12 protein-coding genes and 1 pseudogene are annotated in these 15232 nt (G+C 57.4%); 10 read left to right on the plus strand and 3 right to left on the minus strand.

Features of this window, described 5'->3' with window-relative positions; genetic code table 11:
• The first annotated feature begins 8 nt into the window (after positions 1 to 8).
• The 6 genes from hisS to Q1L34_RS06325 all read left to right on the plus strand — a co-directional run bounded on the left by hisS (position 9) and on the right by Q1L34_RS06325 (position 6295).
• Positions 9 to 1283 carry a histidine--tRNA ligase gene (gene hisS / locus Q1L34_RS06300; RefSeq protein WP_004866334.1) on the plus strand — a complete coding sequence of 425 codons (1275 nt, stop codon included), beginning with the start codon at positions 9 to 11 and terminating at the stop codon, positions 1281 to 1283.
• A 34-nt stretch (positions 1284 to 1317) separates the two neighbouring features.
• Positions 1318 to 1938 (plus strand): YfgM family protein, encoded by a 621-nt coding sequence (locus Q1L34_RS06305; protein ID WP_015583712.1) that lies wholly within the window; start codon positions 1318 to 1320, stop codon positions 1936 to 1938.
• A gap of 10 nt (positions 1939 to 1948) precedes the next feature.
• Entirely contained in the window at positions 1949 to 3127 is a 1179-nt protein-coding gene (gene bamB, locus Q1L34_RS06310; RefSeq protein WP_004866328.1) for an outer membrane protein assembly factor BamB, read from the plus strand.
• Between the two features lie 192 nt (positions 3128 to 3319).
• The gene (der, locus tag Q1L34_RS06315) at positions 3320 to 4798 is read left to right on the plus strand and encodes a ribosome biogenesis GTPase Der (protein ID WP_004866324.1); all 1479 of its coding nucleotides are present in this window, start codon (positions 3320 to 3322) and stop codon (positions 4796 to 4798) included.
• A gap of 137 nt (positions 4799 to 4935) precedes the next feature.
• Positions 4936 to 6027: a Gfo/Idh/MocA family oxidoreductase gene (locus tag Q1L34_RS06320; RefSeq protein ID WP_069476531.1), complete on the plus strand. Its 1092-nt coding sequence runs from the start codon at positions 4936 to 4938 to the stop codon at positions 6025 to 6027.
• A gap of 49 nt (positions 6028 to 6076) precedes the next feature.
• A complete protein-coding gene (locus tag Q1L34_RS06325) occupies positions 6077 to 6295 on the plus strand; it encodes a zinc ribbon domain-containing protein (RefSeq protein WP_162660879.1) in 219 nt (72 codons plus the stop codon).
• Positions 6296 to 6301: 6 nt separating this feature from the next.
• Here Q1L34_RS06325 and xseA read toward each other — a convergent pair whose 3' ends face one another.
• On the minus strand, positions 6302 to 7672 hold the full coding sequence (gene xseA, locus Q1L34_RS06330; protein ID WP_327204405.1) for an exodeoxyribonuclease VII large subunit: 1371 nt from the start codon (positions 7670 to 7672) through the stop codon (positions 6302 to 6304).
• A 158-nt stretch (positions 7673 to 7830) separates the two neighbouring features.
• Here xseA and guaB point away from each other — a divergent pair, with 158 nt between their 5' ends.
• Positions 7831 to 9297: an IMP dehydrogenase gene (gene guaB / locus Q1L34_RS06335; protein ID WP_004866245.1), complete on the plus strand. Its 1467-nt coding sequence runs from the start codon at positions 7831 to 7833 to the stop codon at positions 9295 to 9297.
• A gap of 65 nt (positions 9298 to 9362) precedes the next feature.
• Positions 9363 to 10940 (plus strand): glutamine-hydrolyzing GMP synthase, encoded by a 1578-nt coding sequence (guaA, locus tag Q1L34_RS06340; protein WP_048024172.1) that lies wholly within the window; start codon positions 9363 to 9365, stop codon positions 10938 to 10940.
• 64 nt (positions 10941 to 11004) lie between these two features.
• Here the strand turns inward: guaA and Q1L34_RS06345 are convergent, their stop codons facing one another.
• Positions 11005 to 11997 (minus strand): nitrilase family protein, encoded by a 993-nt coding sequence (locus Q1L34_RS06345; RefSeq protein WP_064356779.1) that lies wholly within the window; start codon positions 11995 to 11997, stop codon positions 11005 to 11007.
• A gap of 94 nt (positions 11998 to 12091) precedes the next feature.
• On the opposite strand from Q1L34_RS06345, the gene Q1L34_RS06350 reads away from it, so the two are divergent.
• Positions 12092 to 12976: a LysR family transcriptional regulator gene (locus tag Q1L34_RS06350; RefSeq protein WP_048024168.1), complete on the plus strand. Its 885-nt coding sequence runs from the start codon at positions 12092 to 12094 to the stop codon at positions 12974 to 12976.
• 26 nt (positions 12977 to 13002) lie between these two features.
• Here the strand turns inward: Q1L34_RS06350 and Q1L34_RS06355 are convergent, their stop codons facing one another.
• Entirely contained in the window at positions 13003 to 14205 is a 1203-nt protein-coding gene (locus Q1L34_RS06355) for an MFS transporter (RefSeq protein WP_064356780.1), read from the minus strand.
• A 72-nt stretch (positions 14206 to 14277) separates the two neighbouring features.
• Here Q1L34_RS06355 and Q1L34_RS06360 point away from each other — a divergent pair.
• Positions 14278 to 15197 (plus strand): annotated as a pseudogene (locus Q1L34_RS06360) (LysR family transcriptional regulator).
• Positions 15198 to 15232 lie beyond the last annotated feature (35 nt).

A 15232-nucleotide genomic window follows, 5' to 3' on the forward strand; every position in this document is an offset into this window, starting at 1 on the left:
GAATAAACGTGGCAAAGAACATTCAAGCCATCCGTGGCATGAACGATTATCTGCCGGGCGAGACCGCTCTCTGGCAGCGCATTGAAGGCTCACTGAAACAGGTGCTCGGCAGCTACGGTTACAGCGAAATCCGTTTGCCGATTGTAGAGCAGACCCCGTTATTCAAACGCGCGATCGGCGAAGTGACCGACGTGGTTGAAAAAGAGATGTACACCTTTGAGGACCGCAATGGCGATAGCCTGACGCTGCGTCCGGAAGGGACGGCGGGCTGCGTACGTGCCGGCATCGAACATGGTCTCCTGTACAATCAAGAACAGCGTCTGTGGTACGTCGGGCCGATGTTCCGCCACGAACGTCCGCAGAAAGGGCGCTATCGCCAGTTCCACCAGATGGGCGTTGAAGTCTTTGGCCTGCAGGGGCCGGATATCGATGCTGAGCTGATCATGCTGACCGCTCGCTGGTGGCGTGAGCTGGGCATCGCTGACCACGTTGCGCTGGAGCTGAACTCCATCGGTTCGCTGGAAGCGCGTGCAACCTATCGCGATGCGCTGGTCGCCTATCTTGAGCAGTTTAAAGATAAGCTCGACGAAGACTGCAAACGCCGCATGTATACCAACCCGCTGCGCGTCCTCGATTCCAAAAATCCGGAAGTACAGGCGCTGCTCAACGATGCACCTGCGCTGGGCGACTACCTGGACGAAGACTCCAGAGCGCATTTCGCGGGCCTGTGTGCCCTGCTGGACGATGCTGGGATTCGCTATACCGTCAATCAGCGCCTGGTGCGCGGCCTGGATTATTATAACCGTACCGTGTTTGAGTGGGTCACCACCAGCCTCGGTTCCCAGGGAACGGTCTGTGCCGGCGGTCGTTATGATGGTCTGGTAGAGCAGCTGGGCGGGCGCGCAACGCCGGCCGTAGGCTTCGCTATGGGGCTGGAACGTCTTGTTTTACTGGTTCAGGCAGTAAATCCGGAATTTAAAGCCGATCCTGTTGTCGATATATACCTGGTGGCTTCCGGAACCGATACCCAGTCTGCAGCGATGCGTCTGGCTGAGCGGGTTCGCGATGAGCTGCCCGGCGCTAAGCTGATGACCAACCACGGCGGCGGCAACTTTAAGAAACAGTTTGCCCGCGCGGATAAATGGGGCGCTCGCGTTGCTCTGGTGGTCGGTGAATCAGAAATTGCTGACGGAAACGTGGTAGTGAAGGATTTACGCTCAGGTGAGCAAACTACCGTAACGCAGGATAGCGTTGCTGCGCATTTGCGCGCACTTCTGGGTTAATCTCCCGGGAATCATTAGTCAGGAGAAGGACTGCGTGGAAACGTATAACAACGAAAACGATCAGGTCGATGCGCTCAAGCGTTTCTTTGCCGAAAATGGCAAAGCGCTGGCCGTTGGTGTGATTTTAGGGATTGGCGCGTTGGTTGGCTGGCGCTACTGGAGTTCTCATCAGCAGGATACGGCGAGAGAATCCTCTTTAGCCTATGAAAACGCCATTTCCGCGCTCAAATCAGACAAGCCGGAAGCGATCGGTTCGGCGGAAAAGTTTGCTGCCGATAGCAAAAACAGCTATGGCGCGTTTGCTTCTCTGGAGCTGGCCCAGCGTTTTGTCGATAAGAACGATCTGCAAAATGCCGAAAAGCAGCTTCAGCAGGGCCTGGCCGCCGCGCCGGATGATAACCTGAAGTCGGTTATCAATATGCGTCTTGCGCGTGTGCAGCTGCAGCTGAAGAAACCTGATGAAGCGCTGAAAACCCTTGATGGTATTAAAGGTGAAGGCTGGGTCGCTATTGTTGCCGATCTCCGTGGTGAGATTCTGCTTAACAAAGGCGATAAGCAAGGCGCTCGCGCGGCCTGGGAAGCTGGCGTGAAAAGCGATGCTTCACCTGCGCTCAGCGAAATGATGCGTATGAAAATAAATAATCTGTCCATCTGAGAGGGACTCGATGCAATTGCGTAAATTACTTTTGCCAGGGCTGCTTTCCGTTACCTTATTAAGCGGTTGTTCGTTGTTTAACAGCGAAGAAGATGTGGTGAAAATGTCACCGCTGCCGACGGTGGAAAATCAGTTTACGCCGTCCACGTCCTGGAGCACCTCTGTTGGCGATGGTATCGGCGATTTCTATTCTAACCTGCACCCGGCTTTTGCCGACGGCGTAGTCTATGCGGCCGATCGTAAGGGCACCGTCAAAGCGCTGAACGCTGACGACGGGAAAGAGGTGTGGTCGGTGAACCTGGCTGAAAAAGACGGCTGGTTCTCTCGCACGCCTGCGCTGCTCTCTGGCGGTATCACCGTTTCCGGTGGTCATGTCTATATCGGCAGCGAAAAAGCGCAGCTGTTCGCCCTGAATACCAGCGATGGTACGGTGGCGTGGCAGGCTCGCGTTGCGGGTGAAGCGATTTCTCGCCCGGTCGTCAGCGACGGCATGGTTCTGGTTCACACCAGTAACGGTCAGCTGCAGGCGCTGAATGAAGCGGATGGGGCGGTGAAGTGGACCGTTAACCTGGATATGCCGGCGCTCTCTCTGCGCGGTGAATCTGCTCCGGCGACCGCCTATGGCGCAGCCATCGTTGGCGGCGATAACGGTCGCGTTAGCGCCGTGCTGATGCAGCAAGGGCAGATTATCTGGCAGCAGCGTATCTCCCAGGCGACCGGACCGACGGAAATCGATCGTCTGAATGACGTCGATACGACCCCGGTTATCGTCAACGGTGTGGTATACACGCTGGCGTATAATGGCAACCTGACCGCGCTGGATCTGCGCAGCGGCCAGATCATGTGGAAGCGTGAGCTGGGTTCCGTGAACGACTTTATCGTTGACGGCAACCGTATCTACCTGGTCGATCAGAATGACCGCATCCTGGCGCTCTCCACCGAAGGTGGCGTGACGCTGTGGACGCAAAGCGATCTATTGCATCGCCTGCTGACCGCGCCGGTGTTGTATAATGGCAACCTGGTGGTCGGTGATAGTGAAGGCTATATGCACTGGGTGAACCCGGAAGATGGTCACTTTGTGGCTCAGCAAAAAGTGGATAGCTCCGGCTTCCGTACCGACGCGGTGGTAGCCGATGGTCGACTGCTGATCCAGGCAACCGACGGCACGCTGTATTCTATTACGCGTTAGTCGTGGCGGCTTACCCCGCGGCTCTTGAGTTTCTTCGCGGCGGCCGGCAACGCAGCCGGCGGCGACGTTCACTGAGAGACAACGGGTATAGTGCGAATTGAGAAACGGCTCCTGGCAGACAGGGGCCGTTTTGACTTTTTTAAAAACGTCGTTAAATCGATGTTGCATAGCAATTTGTAAGAGGCATTTAACATGATACCTGTGGTCGCGCTTGTCGGGCGCCCTAATGTTGGAAAATCCACGCTTTTCAACCGTTTGACGCGCACTCGTGATGCGTTGGTCGCGGATTTCCCGGGGCTGACTCGTGACCGTAAGTACGGTCGTGCTGAAGTTGAAGGTCGTGAATTTATCTGTATCGATACCGGCGGTATCGATGGCACAGAAGATGGCGTTGAAACCCGTATGGCTGAACAGTCGCTGTTGGCGATTGAAGAGGCGGACGTCGTGCTGTTTATGGTCGATGCGCGTGCGGGCCTGATGCCTGCTGATACCGCGATCGCCAAACATCTTCGCTCGCGTGAAAAGCCGACTTTCCTGGTGGCGAACAAAACCGACGGCATTGATGCCGATCAGGCCATTGCCGACTTCTGGTCGCTGGGTCTCGGGGATATCCATCCGATCGCTGCGTCTCACGGTCGCGGCGTGACCAGCCTGCTGGAGCACGTCCTGTTGCCGTGGGCCGAAGAGATCGACCCGTCGGAAGAGGTCGATGAAGATGCGGCGTACTGGGCGCAGTTTGAAGCGGAACAGAACGGTGAAGAAGCGGAAGAGCCGGAAGACGACTTCAACCCGCAAGATCTGCCGATTAAGCTGGCGATTGTGGGTCGTCCGAACGTGGGCAAATCCACGCTGACCAACCGTATCCTGGGCGAAGACCGCGTGGTGGTCTACGACATGCCGGGAACCACGCGCGACAGTATCTACATTCCGATGCAGCGCGATGAACGTGAATACGTGCTCATCGACACCGCGGGCGTGCGTAAGCGCGGTAAAATTACCGACGTGGTCGAAAAATTCTCGGTCATCAAAACGCTGCAGGCCATTGAAGATGCCAACGTGGTGATGCTGGTTATCGATGCGCGTGAAGGGATTTCCGACCAGGATCTTTCTCTGCTCGGTTTTATCCTCAACAGCGGCCGTTCGCTGGTGATTGTGGTCAACAAGTGGGATGGCCTGAGCCAGGAAGTGAGAGAGCAGGTTAAAGAGACGCTGGACTTCCGTCTGGGCTTCATTGACTTTGCACGTATCCACTTTATCTCCGCACTGCACGGCAGCGGCGTAGGTAACCTGTTCGAATCCGTACGCGAAGCGTATGACAGCGCGACCCGTCGCGTCGGGACGGCGATGCTGACCCGTATCATGACCATGGCGGCAGAAGATCATCAGCCGCCGCTGGTGCGTGGTCGTCGCGTGAAACTGAAATATGCCCATGCCGGCGGTTATAACCCGCCGATTGTGGTCATCCACGGTAATCAGGTAAAAGATCTGCCGGACTCCTATAAGCGTTACCTGATGAACTACTTCCGCAAGTCGCTGGACGTAATGGGTACGCCAATTCGTATCCAGTTCAAAGAAGGGGAAAACCCGTTTGCCAACAAACGCAATACCCTGACGCCGAACCAGATGCGTAAGCGTAAACGCTTGATTAAACACATCAAGAAAAGCAAGTAATCCAGTAATAGAGAAACCCGCCGCTGGCGGGTTTTTTTTATCTCGTAACAACTCGCGACATTGGTGAATCCACGTTCGCCGCCCGTTCGATGTGTATAATACCCATATTATTTCCACCGACTTACTGGCAGGTCACTATGCAGACTGGATTTGTTGGGCTGGGCGCGGTAGTCGAAACCGCTTATCTTCCCGCGCTGAGGCATTTGGGGATCCCCATGAACGAATGCTGGGGTTTCGATGCGAATCCTGGCAGAAGATTACCGGGAATAACCCGCTGTGCGTCACTAGCGGCAGTACTCGGAAAGCCGTTAGATCTGCTATTTATCACCACCGCGTCGTTGCAGCATCTTCCGGTGCTGGAGGCGGCGCTGGCATCAGCCTGTCCGCGCATTGTGGTGGAAAAACCGGTTGTTGCGACTCTTGAACAAATGACCCGTCTGCGTGAGCTGCTCAACGAGCCGCAGCATGCGCGGCGGGTACTGGCGCTCGATCACTGGATGGCGCGGGACGGTGCGCTGAAGCTGGCATTGGGTGAGCTGGACGAGCGCTGGCAGGGGGAAGATGCGGCGCAGCCCCGTCGGCCTCTGCTGTCATCAATCCAGGATATCGCCCGTATTGACGGATTTTTGCAGGAGCCCAGCGGATTTAACGACCAGGGCGAGCCCGTGGCGCTCAATTTTGCCACCGGTGAGCCGGATACGCGCCAGCTGCGTCATCCTGACGGCGTGATTCTTGATATTGGTACGCATGTGCTGGCGATGCTGCGCGAAACAATCCGCTACTGTGGTGGGACGGATGAGATGCACCTTGAAGTCCGGCAGGTCAGCGATCGCCTGGGTCATGCCATTGCCCGGGGAGATACGCAAACCGCGGAAGGCAAGGCCCATCTGCAGGGGCAACTCAGCGGCATCCCGCTCAATATCTGGCTGAACAAATATGCCGGACCGGCGGGAGGACAAAAAGGGCTGCGCATCTGGCTACGCGATGGGCGCATTATCAATCAGGACCGGCGCGATAATTGCGAAGTGGTGGAGCTGATTGCTGGCGATCGTATTGAGCGCTGGCGGCGTCCGGGCGCTATCTATGAGCATTGCCTGGGCGAGCATATTCTGGGAACAGAGAGCCTGTTTGTTCGCGCTCCTGAGGAAGTGTCCCGGTTAACGCAGCGACGGATCAACGAAGTGGCGCTCTTGCTTGAGCTACAGCAGCAATTGCGTGGGCCACACTGAACCACCGCCGTGGTAAACTGGGCGGACGAACATTCGGTAAGGAATCATCATGGAACTTGCATGCCCCATCTGTCGCGCGCCGTTGGCAGTAGAGGATCAGAATGCACACTGTCAGCACTGTGCGAAAGAGTTTGCCCTGCAAGCCCGCTGCCCGGATTGCCACAAACCGCTGGAGGTTTTAAAAGCGTGTGGCGCAGTGGATTATTTTTGCCAGAACGGGCACGGGCTGATTTCGAAAAAACGCGTGGAGTGGGCGGCGGTAGAATAACCGTTGTTACTTTTTCTTCGCCCGGGTTTTCTTCACGGGCGTAATCGTTTTGACTTCGCTTGCGACCCAGCCGTCATTTAAACGAGTGGTCAGCATATCGCCTGCCTTCACCTGTTTGGTTTGCTTCAGCACTTTGCCGTCGCTGGCTGAGGTGACGCTATAGCCGCGGGCCAGCGTTGCCAGCGGACTCACCGCCTCCAGATGGGTCACCGCGTTGCCGAAGCGCTCGCGGCGCTCGCTTAAACGCGAACGGATGCTCTCGGCGAGGCGGTATTCGAGTTGCTGAATGCGCGACTGATGACGGTGGATGCGCGGCTGCGGGTTTTGCATGTTCAGACGCTGAATGACGCGTTGTTGACGCTGATCGGCGCGTTTCATCTGCGTCTCAAGCGCAAGGCGCATTCGCTCCCGTAGCCTTTCCAGCGCCGTTTGCTGGCGCACTAATCGTAGCTGCGGATGCTGTTGCTGAAGACGATGGAACAGCTGGGTAAAACGACGGTGACGGTTGGCGATAAAATAGTCCATCGCCATTTCCAGACGCTGCTGTCCGGATTGCAGCTGGCGCAGCAGCTCCTGCTGATTGCGGCTGACAATCTCTGCGGCCGCTGAAGGGGTTGGCGCCCGCAGGTCGGAGACAAAATCGGCGATGGTGACGTCGGTTTCATGGCCGACGGCGCTGACGACCGGGATGCGGCTGGCAAAAATCGCCCGCGCTACCCGCTCATCGTTGAAGCTCCATAAATCTTCCAGAGAACCGCCGCCGCGGCCAACGATCAGCACATCGCACTCTTCGCGAAGGTTGGCTAATTCTATGGCGCGAACGATTTGCCCTGGCGCATCGTCGCCCTGAACCGACGTGGGGTAGATAACGACCGGCAGCGACGGATCGCGTCTTTTCAGCACGTGCAGAATATCGTGTAGCGCCGCGCCGCTTTTCGAGGTGATGACGCCCACGCAGCGCGCAGGGGAGGGGAGGGCTTGCTTATACTGCCGATCGAAAAGACCTTCCGCCGCCAGCAGCGCTTTTAGCTGTTCATACTTTTGCTGTAACAGCCCTTCGCCGGCAGGCTGTATACTCTCAACGATAATCTGATAGTCGCCGCGCGGCTCATACAGGGTGATATTGGCACGCACCAGTACCTGCTGGCCGTGCTGCGGGCGAAAAGTGACCCGACGGTTGCTGTTGCGGAACATCGCGCAGCGCACCTGGGCGTTATCGTCTTTTAAGGTGAAGTACCAGTGGCCGGAAGAGGGCTGGCTGAAGTTGGAGATCTCGCCGCTGATCCAGACCTGACCCATTTCCTGTTCCAGCAGCAGGCGAACCGTCTGGTTTAGGCGGCTGACCGTGAAAATTGCAGGGGATTGAGATGGTAACATGTGAGCAAGATCAAATTTTAAATCAGCAGGTTATTCAGTCGATAGTAACCTGCTGATGGACGATCGCAAGTATTATTTTCAAAAAAGGGTAGATGCAATCGGTTACGCTCTGTATAATGCCACGGCAATATTTATCCACCCTGGTCGAGATATTGCCCATGCTACGTATCGCTAAAGAAGCTCTGACGTTTGACGACGTCCTCCTCGTTCCCGCTCATTCTACCGTTCTGCCGAATACTGCCGATCTCAGCACCCAGCTGACGAAAACCATTCGTCTGAATATTCCTATGCTCTCCGCAGCCATGGATACCGTAACAGAAGCGCGCCTGGCAATTGCCCTGGCACAGGAAGGCGGCATCGGCTTTATTCACAAAAACATGTCCATCGAGCGTCAGGCGGAAGAAGTTCGCCGCGTGAAGAAACATGAGTCCGGCGTGGTTTCCGATCCGCAGACCGTACTGCCTACAACCACCCTGCGTGAAGTAAAAGTGCTGACCGAGCGTAACGGCTTTGCCGGTTATCCGGTAGTGACCGAAGACAACGAACTGGTCGGTATCATCACCGGTCGCGACGTTCGCTTCGTGACCGACCTGAACCAGCCCGTCAGCGTTTACATGACGCCGAAAGAGCGTCTGGTTACCGTGCGTGAAGGCGAAAGCCGCGAAGTCGTGTTTGCCAAAATGCACGAAAAACGCGTTGAAAAAGCGCTGGTTGTTGATGCTGGCTTCCATCTGCGCGGCATGATTACCGTTAAAGATTTCCAGAAAGCGGAACGTAAGCCGAATGCGTGTAAAGATGAGCATGGTCGTCTGCGCGTCGGTGCAGCGGTTGGCGCAGGCGCGGGCAACGAAGAGCGCGTAGATGCGTTGGTTGCTGCAGGCGTTGATGTTCTGCTGATCGACTCCTCCCACGGCCATTCTGAAGGCGTTCTGCAGCGCATTCGTGAAACCCGTGCTAAATATCCTGACCTGCAAATCATCGGCGGTAACGTGGCTACCGGCGCCGGCGCACGTGCCCTGGCTGAAGCGGGCGTGAGCGCGGTGAAAGTAGGTATCGGCCCTGGTTCTATCTGTACTACCCGTATCGTCACCGGCGTTGGTGTCCCGCAGATTACCGCCGTCTCAGACGCGGTAGAAGCGCTGGAAGGTACCGGCATTCCGGTTATCGCCGATGGCGGTATCCGTTTCTCCGGCGATATCGCCAAAGCAATCGCTGCTGGCGCTGCTGCCGTGATGGTCGGCTCCATGCTGGCGGGCACCGAAGAGTCCCCGGGTGAAATCGAGCTCTACCAGGGGCGTTCTTACAAATCTTATCGCGGGATGGGTTCTCTGGGTGCGATGTCCAAAGGCTCCTCTGACCGTTACTTCCAGAGCGACAACGCCGCGGACAAACTGGTGCCGGAAGGTATCGAAGGCCGCGTTGCTTATAAAGGTCGCCTGAAAGAGATCATTCACCAGCAGATGGGTGGCCTGCGCTCCTGTATGGGGCTGACCGGTTGTGGTACCATCGACACCCTGCGTACTAAAGCGGAATTCGTGCGTATCAGCGGTGCTGGCATCCAGGAAAGTCACGTTCACGACGTGACGATCACCAAGGAATCCCCGAACTACCGCATGGGCTCCTGATTTTCATCGCCCGGTCATGCGCCGGGCGATTTTATTTAATCGCTACTGCTCTGGAATAAACGTCAATGACGGATAACATTCATAAACATCGCATTCTAATCCTGGACTTCGGTTCTCAGTACACCCAGTTGGTTGCGCGTCGCGTACGTGAATTAGGGGTGTATTGCGAGCTGTGGGCCTGGGACGTAACGGAAGCTCAGATTCGTGAGTTCAATCCTAGCGGCATCATTCTTTCCGGCGGCCCGGAAAGCACCACTGAACATAACAGCCCGCGCGCGCCGCAGTATGTTTTCGACGCCGGTGTACCGGTGTTTGGCGTTTGCTACGGTATGCAGACTATGGCAATGCAGCTGGGCGGCCACGTAGAAGGCTCTAATGAGCGCGAGTTCGGCTATGCGCAGGTTGAAGTTGTTACCGATAGCGCGCTGGTGCGCGGTATCGAAGACTCCCTGACCGCTGAAGGTAAACCGCTGCTCGACGTCTGGATGAGCCACGGCGACAAAGTCACCGCGATCCCGTCTGACTTCGTAACCGTTGCCAGCACTGAAAGCTGCCCGTTTGCCATTATGGCGAACGAAGAAAAACGCTTCTATGGCGTGCAGTTCCATCCGGAAGTGACCCACACCCGTCAGGGTATGCGTATGCTGGAGCGCTTCGTGCGTGACATCTGCCAGTGTGAAGCTCTGTGGACGCCGGCAAAAATCATCGACGATGCCGTTGAGCGTATCCGCCAGCAGGTTGGCGATGACAAAGTGATCCTCGGCCTCTCCGGCGGCGTGGACTCCTCCGTGACCGCCATGCTGCTGCACCGCGCTATCGGTAAAAACCTGACCTGCGTCTTCGTGGACAATGGTCTGCTGCGTCTGAACGAAGCCCAGCAGGTTATGGACATGTTCGGTGATCACTTCGGTCTGAACATCGTTCACGTGGAAGGCGAGAAGCGCTTCCTGGACGCGCTGAAAGGCGAGAACGATCCGGAAGCCAAACGTAAAATCATCGGCCGCGTGTTCGTCGAAGTGTTCGACGAAGAAGCGCTGAAGCTGGAAGATGTTAAATGGCTGGCGCAGGGAACCATCTACCCGGATGTCATCGAATCCGCAGCGTCTGCAACCGGTAAAGCACACGTCATCAAATCTCACCACAACGTGGGCGGCCTGCCGAAAGAGATGAAAATGGGGCTGGTTGAACCGCTGCGTGAGCTGTTCAAAGACGAAGTGCGTAAGATTGGTCTGGAGCTGGGCCTGCCGTACGACATGCTGTACCGTCATCCGTTCCCGGGGCCGGGGCTCGGCGTTCGCGTACTGGGCGAAGTGAAGAAAGAGTACTGCGATCTGCTGCGTCGTGCGGATGCTATCTTCATCGAAGAGCTGCATAAAGCTGACCTGTACAACAAAGTGAGCCAGGCGTTCACCGTGTTCCTGCCGGTCCGCTCTGTCGGCGTAATGGGCGATGGCCGTAAGTACGACTGGGTCGTTTCCCTGCGTGCGGTCGAAACCATCGACTTTATGACCGCCCACTGGGCGCACCTGCCATATGACTTCCTTGGCCGCGTTTCCAACCGCATTATCAACGAAGTGAACGGCATTTCCCGCGTCGTCTATGACATCAGCGGCAAGCCGCCGGCAACCATCGAGTGGGAATAACTCCCCGGCGTGGTTAAACGAAGCCCTCTGTTTTATCAGGGGGCTTTTCTTTTTGACCGCCGGATTAATGCTGAGTGTTATCGCTGAACTGCGGCACTTCCGTTGAGAAACGCGCGCTGCGGGCATCGCGTTCATAACCCTGATTCTGGCTCAGAATCGCATAGAGCTCGGGGCGTCTGCCGTGAATCCAGCGTCGGCCTGTGGACATGGCCAGCAGGTTTAAATCCAACGTGGTGCAGACCAGGGTGTCTTCAAACGCATCGGTCTCGGCAATAATGCGGCCATAGGGATCGATAATCATCGCATTTCCGGTACGCACCTCCCCGTTGTCCAGCCCGACGCCATTGCTGAATAAGATAAACATCCCATTATCATGCGCTCTTGAGGGCAGCCAGCGGAGCAACCATTCCCGACCGTTACGGCCCTGAAATGCCGCTTTCAGCGCGTCAGGATCCTGATACCGGTTCTGCCAAAGGGCAACAGGAACGGGCTTCATCCCGAACGGGCTGCGGGAGTTCGTGCCGCCGGTTTGATGGGGGGCCAGCAGAATATCCGCGCCCAGCAGCGCGGTAGCCCGGGCATTTTCCGTCAGGTTATTGTCCCAGCAGATCAGAACGCCAACTTTCACTCCCCACGGCGTATCGAAGACGGTGAAGCGATTCCCCCGGTCTATCGCCGGATGTTCAAAGGCGTGCAGCTTGCGGTGGATATGCCTCTGGCCATCCGGCATACAAACGACGTAGGTGTTATACAGGCGATCGTCACTCGCTCTTTCAATCAGCCCTACGCCAATCGCCATCTCATAACTTTGCGCCAGGCGGGCAATTCTCGCCAGGGAAGGACTGTCGTCAATGGTCTCGGCCAGCGAGCTTACCTCCTCGGCGCTGAGATCGATAACGTGCCAGTAGCCGGTAATGCACATTTCGGGAAAGGCCAGAATGCGGGTCCCTTCGCCGGCTGCCTGATGAATAAAGCGTTCCATAATGCCCAGGTTATAGGACTTATCATTAGCGCGGTGGCAGAACTGTACCGTAGCCACCTGGAGTTCGTTGTTCATAGGTCTCTTCTCGTTGCGAAAAACTGAGCTCATTACGCCAGCAGAGACACAGGATGTATAATCACGCTTTCTCCGCGTTTGATAAGGGACTGGAATGGACATCAGATTAATACGGGCGTTCGTCACTCTGGCCCAGCTGCGACGCTACCATGCGGCGGCGGAGAGGCTTTGTTTGACCCAGCCGGCGCTGACGAAACAAATCCAGACCCTGGAACATCTGACGGGCATGACTCTTTTTCAGCGGGGGCGGCAGGGAGCACAGCTGACCGCGGCGGGGGAGGCTATCTATTCTCAGGCCTGCCATTTTGTAGCGCAGCATGACCAGTTTTGTGCCTGGACGGAGCAGGTCCGGCGCGGAAACGTCGGCACGCTGGCGCTGGGGTTCGGCATCTCAACCTTCCAGCTGGCCCCGGCGCAAGTTAAAGCCTTTCGCCAGCAGTTTCCCGATATTGAGGTCTCCCTCAACGATATCGCTTCCCACGAGCAGTATCGAATGTTACTGGAGGGGCAGCTGCATGCCGGGTTCGTGCGGATGCCTGTTCCGGAGGCGCTTGAGGCCCGGGCGCTGATGGAAGAGAGCCTGGTGCTTGCCGTGCCCGCTGGCGCAACGGAGGCGCTGCCGGATATCGCCTCGGTGCTCCGACAGTTCCCGCTGCTGCAAATTAACCCACGGCGCGGCCGGGGGTTAGCAGAGCAAACGGCGCATTTCCTGCAAATCAACCGCCTGTCCGCTGACATCGTGACGGATGCTGACGATATTCACACCCTGCTGGCGCTGGTTGCCGCCGGAAATGGTGTTGCGCTGCTTCCTGCCGGCGCATGTCATCTTCTGCCGGCAGGCATAAAGCTCGTTACCGTGACGGGGGAGGGCGCGCAATGGCAGGTTGGCCTGGCCTGGAATCCTCAGGCGGCGGACGCCGTCCGCGATCGTTTTATCGCAATGGTCTGTCGGAAAAACGGGGAGATACCTCCTCGCTAAGGGGCGTGCAGATATCGCCACGAAGCTCAGGAATCAATGGCTACCGGCATCGTCTCGGGCGGCCGACGGGACTGGCTCCGGGCAATGGCGAGCGCCAGCCCGGCGACCACCAGCGTCAGCGCAGCGGAAAAACCTAAGCTTCCCTGAACCCCGAACTGCTGAGTTAACCAGGCGTAGGCAAACGGGGAGGCGGCAGCCAGCAGCTGGGCGGGGATCAACAGGATACCGGTGCGTCTGGCGTAATCCTCGGCGGCAAAAAGCTCTAGCGGTAGCGTGGCTTTAAATACCGTCGTTAACCCATTGATGGCGCCATAGCCCAGCACAAATCCGCCGGCGGTGCCGAGGAGATAAGGCCCGCTCAGGCCAAGGGCGAAACAGACCGGCATCAGCAACGTGGTCAGCAGCGTAAGTCGAAGCGGCGTGAGCACCGAACCCGAGGCGACCTCCAGAAAGCGGGCGCCGGTCTGGCCAATGCCCCAAAGCATCCCCGCCGCCACCGGCAGACCGTAGTGGGCGATAAATTCCGGCAGGTGGGTGGAGGTTCCATTAGAAACAAATGTCACCAGCGCGATCAGCGCCGCATACAGCAGAGCAACCTGTCTCTGCTGGCGGGAAGCGGGCCGGTGCGCTTCTGGCCGTATCGCCGCGGGTCGCCTGGCGTTCGGCATTCGCCAGAGCAGCAGCGCGCTGAACAGTCCCAGCAGGGCATAAACCAGCAACGCCTCCCGCCAGCTCATCATCGTCAGCAAAAATGCGCCCAGTGGCCAGAACAGAGCGGAAGCCAGGCCGCCAGCCAGCGTCACGCGGGAAATGGTGCGTCTTGCCTGCTGACCGTAAAGATTCACCAGCGCGGCAAACAGCGTATCATACAGCGCCAGACGCATTCCGATACCGGTAAGTAGCCAGGCGCCCAGCCAACCGGAGAGAGTCGGTACGGCCGCCATGATGAAACATCCTGCGGCGATCGCCAGCGTGCCGCTGACCACAATGTGCTGGCCGCCAAACCGGGCCAGCAGGCGGGCGACAAACGGGGAGATCGACGCCATTATCAACATGGCGATCGTCAGGCCGAGGTAGATTTGCGTCGTTGGCCAGCCGGTGTCCTGCTCGATAGCCCGGGAAAAAGTGCCCGGCATATAAAATGAGATCCCCCAGTTAATCAGCTGATTGCATCCAGCGGCAAGCGTCAGCATGCCGGACGCGGCGCGTCTGTTTTCCATATTTTTCATCGTATCTCAGTCTGTTATGCAGTTGCCGGTAGCATAACCTGCGCGCTATTGTGCAGGCAGACTCGTTGGTTTATGACCCTTATAAGAGAAACTTTGAGATGACGACGCTTAATCTGGGAAATCTGGCTACTTTCCGGCTGGTGGTACAGCGGGGGAGCTTCTCGGCTGCTGCGGATGTCCTGGGGCTATCGCAGCCCGCGGTCAGCCTGCAGGTACGTCAGCTGGAACAGTTTCTGCAGACCCGGCTGATTGAGCGGACCGGACGGGGGATTAAAGCGACGGCGGCCGGTATGGCTCTGCTGGCTCACGGTGACAATATTGAACGGGCGGTCAGCGCGGCGGTACTGTCGGTGAGCGAGTTTAATCGCGAAATCAGCGGCGCGATAACGCTCGGAACGGGGGCCACGGCCTGCATACATCTTTTACCGCCGGTCTTACAGCAGCTGCGGCAGGCGCATCCGCTGCTGACGGTAGGCGTGACGACCGGAAATACGCTGGATATCGTGCGCGCCGTGGAGGAGAACCGACTCGATCTCGGACTGGTCACGCTTCCGGCCCACGGGCGCAACCTGGCAATAGATCCGCTGGTGGATGAGGAGTTTGTGTTTATTTTTGCCTGTGGACAGGATGCGCTGCCGCTGGAGCTGACGGCGGAAGTGCTGCAGGCGCTGCCGCTGATTGCCTTTGAGGCCGGGAGCGGAACCCGGGAGCTGATTGATGGCTGGTTTCGTGCCAGCGGGCGGGATATTTCGCCGGTGATGCAGCTGGGCAGCATTGAAGCCATCAAGCGAATGGTGCGTGCCGGACTGGGATACAGCATTGTTCCACGCATGGCGGTGGCGCATCATGACGATCGGCAGGGGTTACGCGTTCAATCGCTGACGCCACTACTCCACCGTCAGTTGGGGGTCGTGATGCGTCAGGATAAAATTCTCAGCAAAGGGATCGGCGAGATGCTGCGCCTGCTGCGAGAGGTGCAGTTTACCGTTTAAAGCAATGTTATGCCGTACTGGCTGGCACCGTAATG

Origin of the sequence: Klebsiella ornithinolytica (genome assembly GCF_030505655.1) — a bacterium.
In the GTDB taxonomy this organism is placed as follows: domain Bacteria; phylum Pseudomonadota; class Gammaproteobacteria; order Enterobacterales; family Enterobacteriaceae; genus Klebsiella; species Klebsiella ornithinolytica.

What these genes read in the sequence shown, in the direction of transcription:
- Q1L34_RS06350 (WP_048024168.1), top strand. Translation starts at nt 12,092, where the DNA reads ATGGACATCAGATTAATACGGGCGTTCGTCACTCTGGCCCAGCTGCGA.
- guaB (WP_004866245.1), top strand. Translation starts at nt 7,831, where the DNA reads ATGCTACGTATCGCTAAAGAAGCTCTGACGTTTGACGACGTCCTCCTC.
- xseA (WP_327204405.1), bottom strand. Translation starts at nt 7,672, where the DNA reads ATGTTACCATCTCAATCCCCTGCAATTTTCACGGTCAGCCGCCTAAAC.
- Q1L34_RS06345 (WP_064356779.1), bottom strand. Translation starts at nt 11,997, where the DNA reads ATGAACAACGAACTCCAGGTGGCTACGGTACAGTTCTGCCACCGCGCT.
- Q1L34_RS06325 (WP_162660879.1), top strand. Translation starts at nt 6,077, where the DNA reads ATGGAACTTGCATGCCCCATCTGTCGCGCGCCGTTGGCAGTAGAGGAT.
- Q1L34_RS06355 (WP_064356780.1), bottom strand. Translation starts at nt 14,205, where the DNA reads ATGAAAAATATGGAAAACAGACGCGCCGCGTCCGGCATGCTGACGCTT.
- Q1L34_RS06320 (WP_069476531.1), top strand. Translation starts at nt 4,936, where the DNA reads ATGCAGACTGGATTTGTTGGGCTGGGCGCGGTAGTCGAAACCGCTTAT.
- bamB (WP_004866328.1), top strand. Translation starts at nt 1,949, where the DNA reads ATGCAATTGCGTAAATTACTTTTGCCAGGGCTGCTTTCCGTTACCTTA.
- guaA (WP_048024172.1), top strand. Translation starts at nt 9,363, where the DNA reads ATGACGGATAACATTCATAAACATCGCATTCTAATCCTGGACTTCGGT.
- der (WP_004866324.1), top strand. Translation starts at nt 3,320, where the DNA reads ATGATACCTGTGGTCGCGCTTGTCGGGCGCCCTAATGTTGGAAAATCC.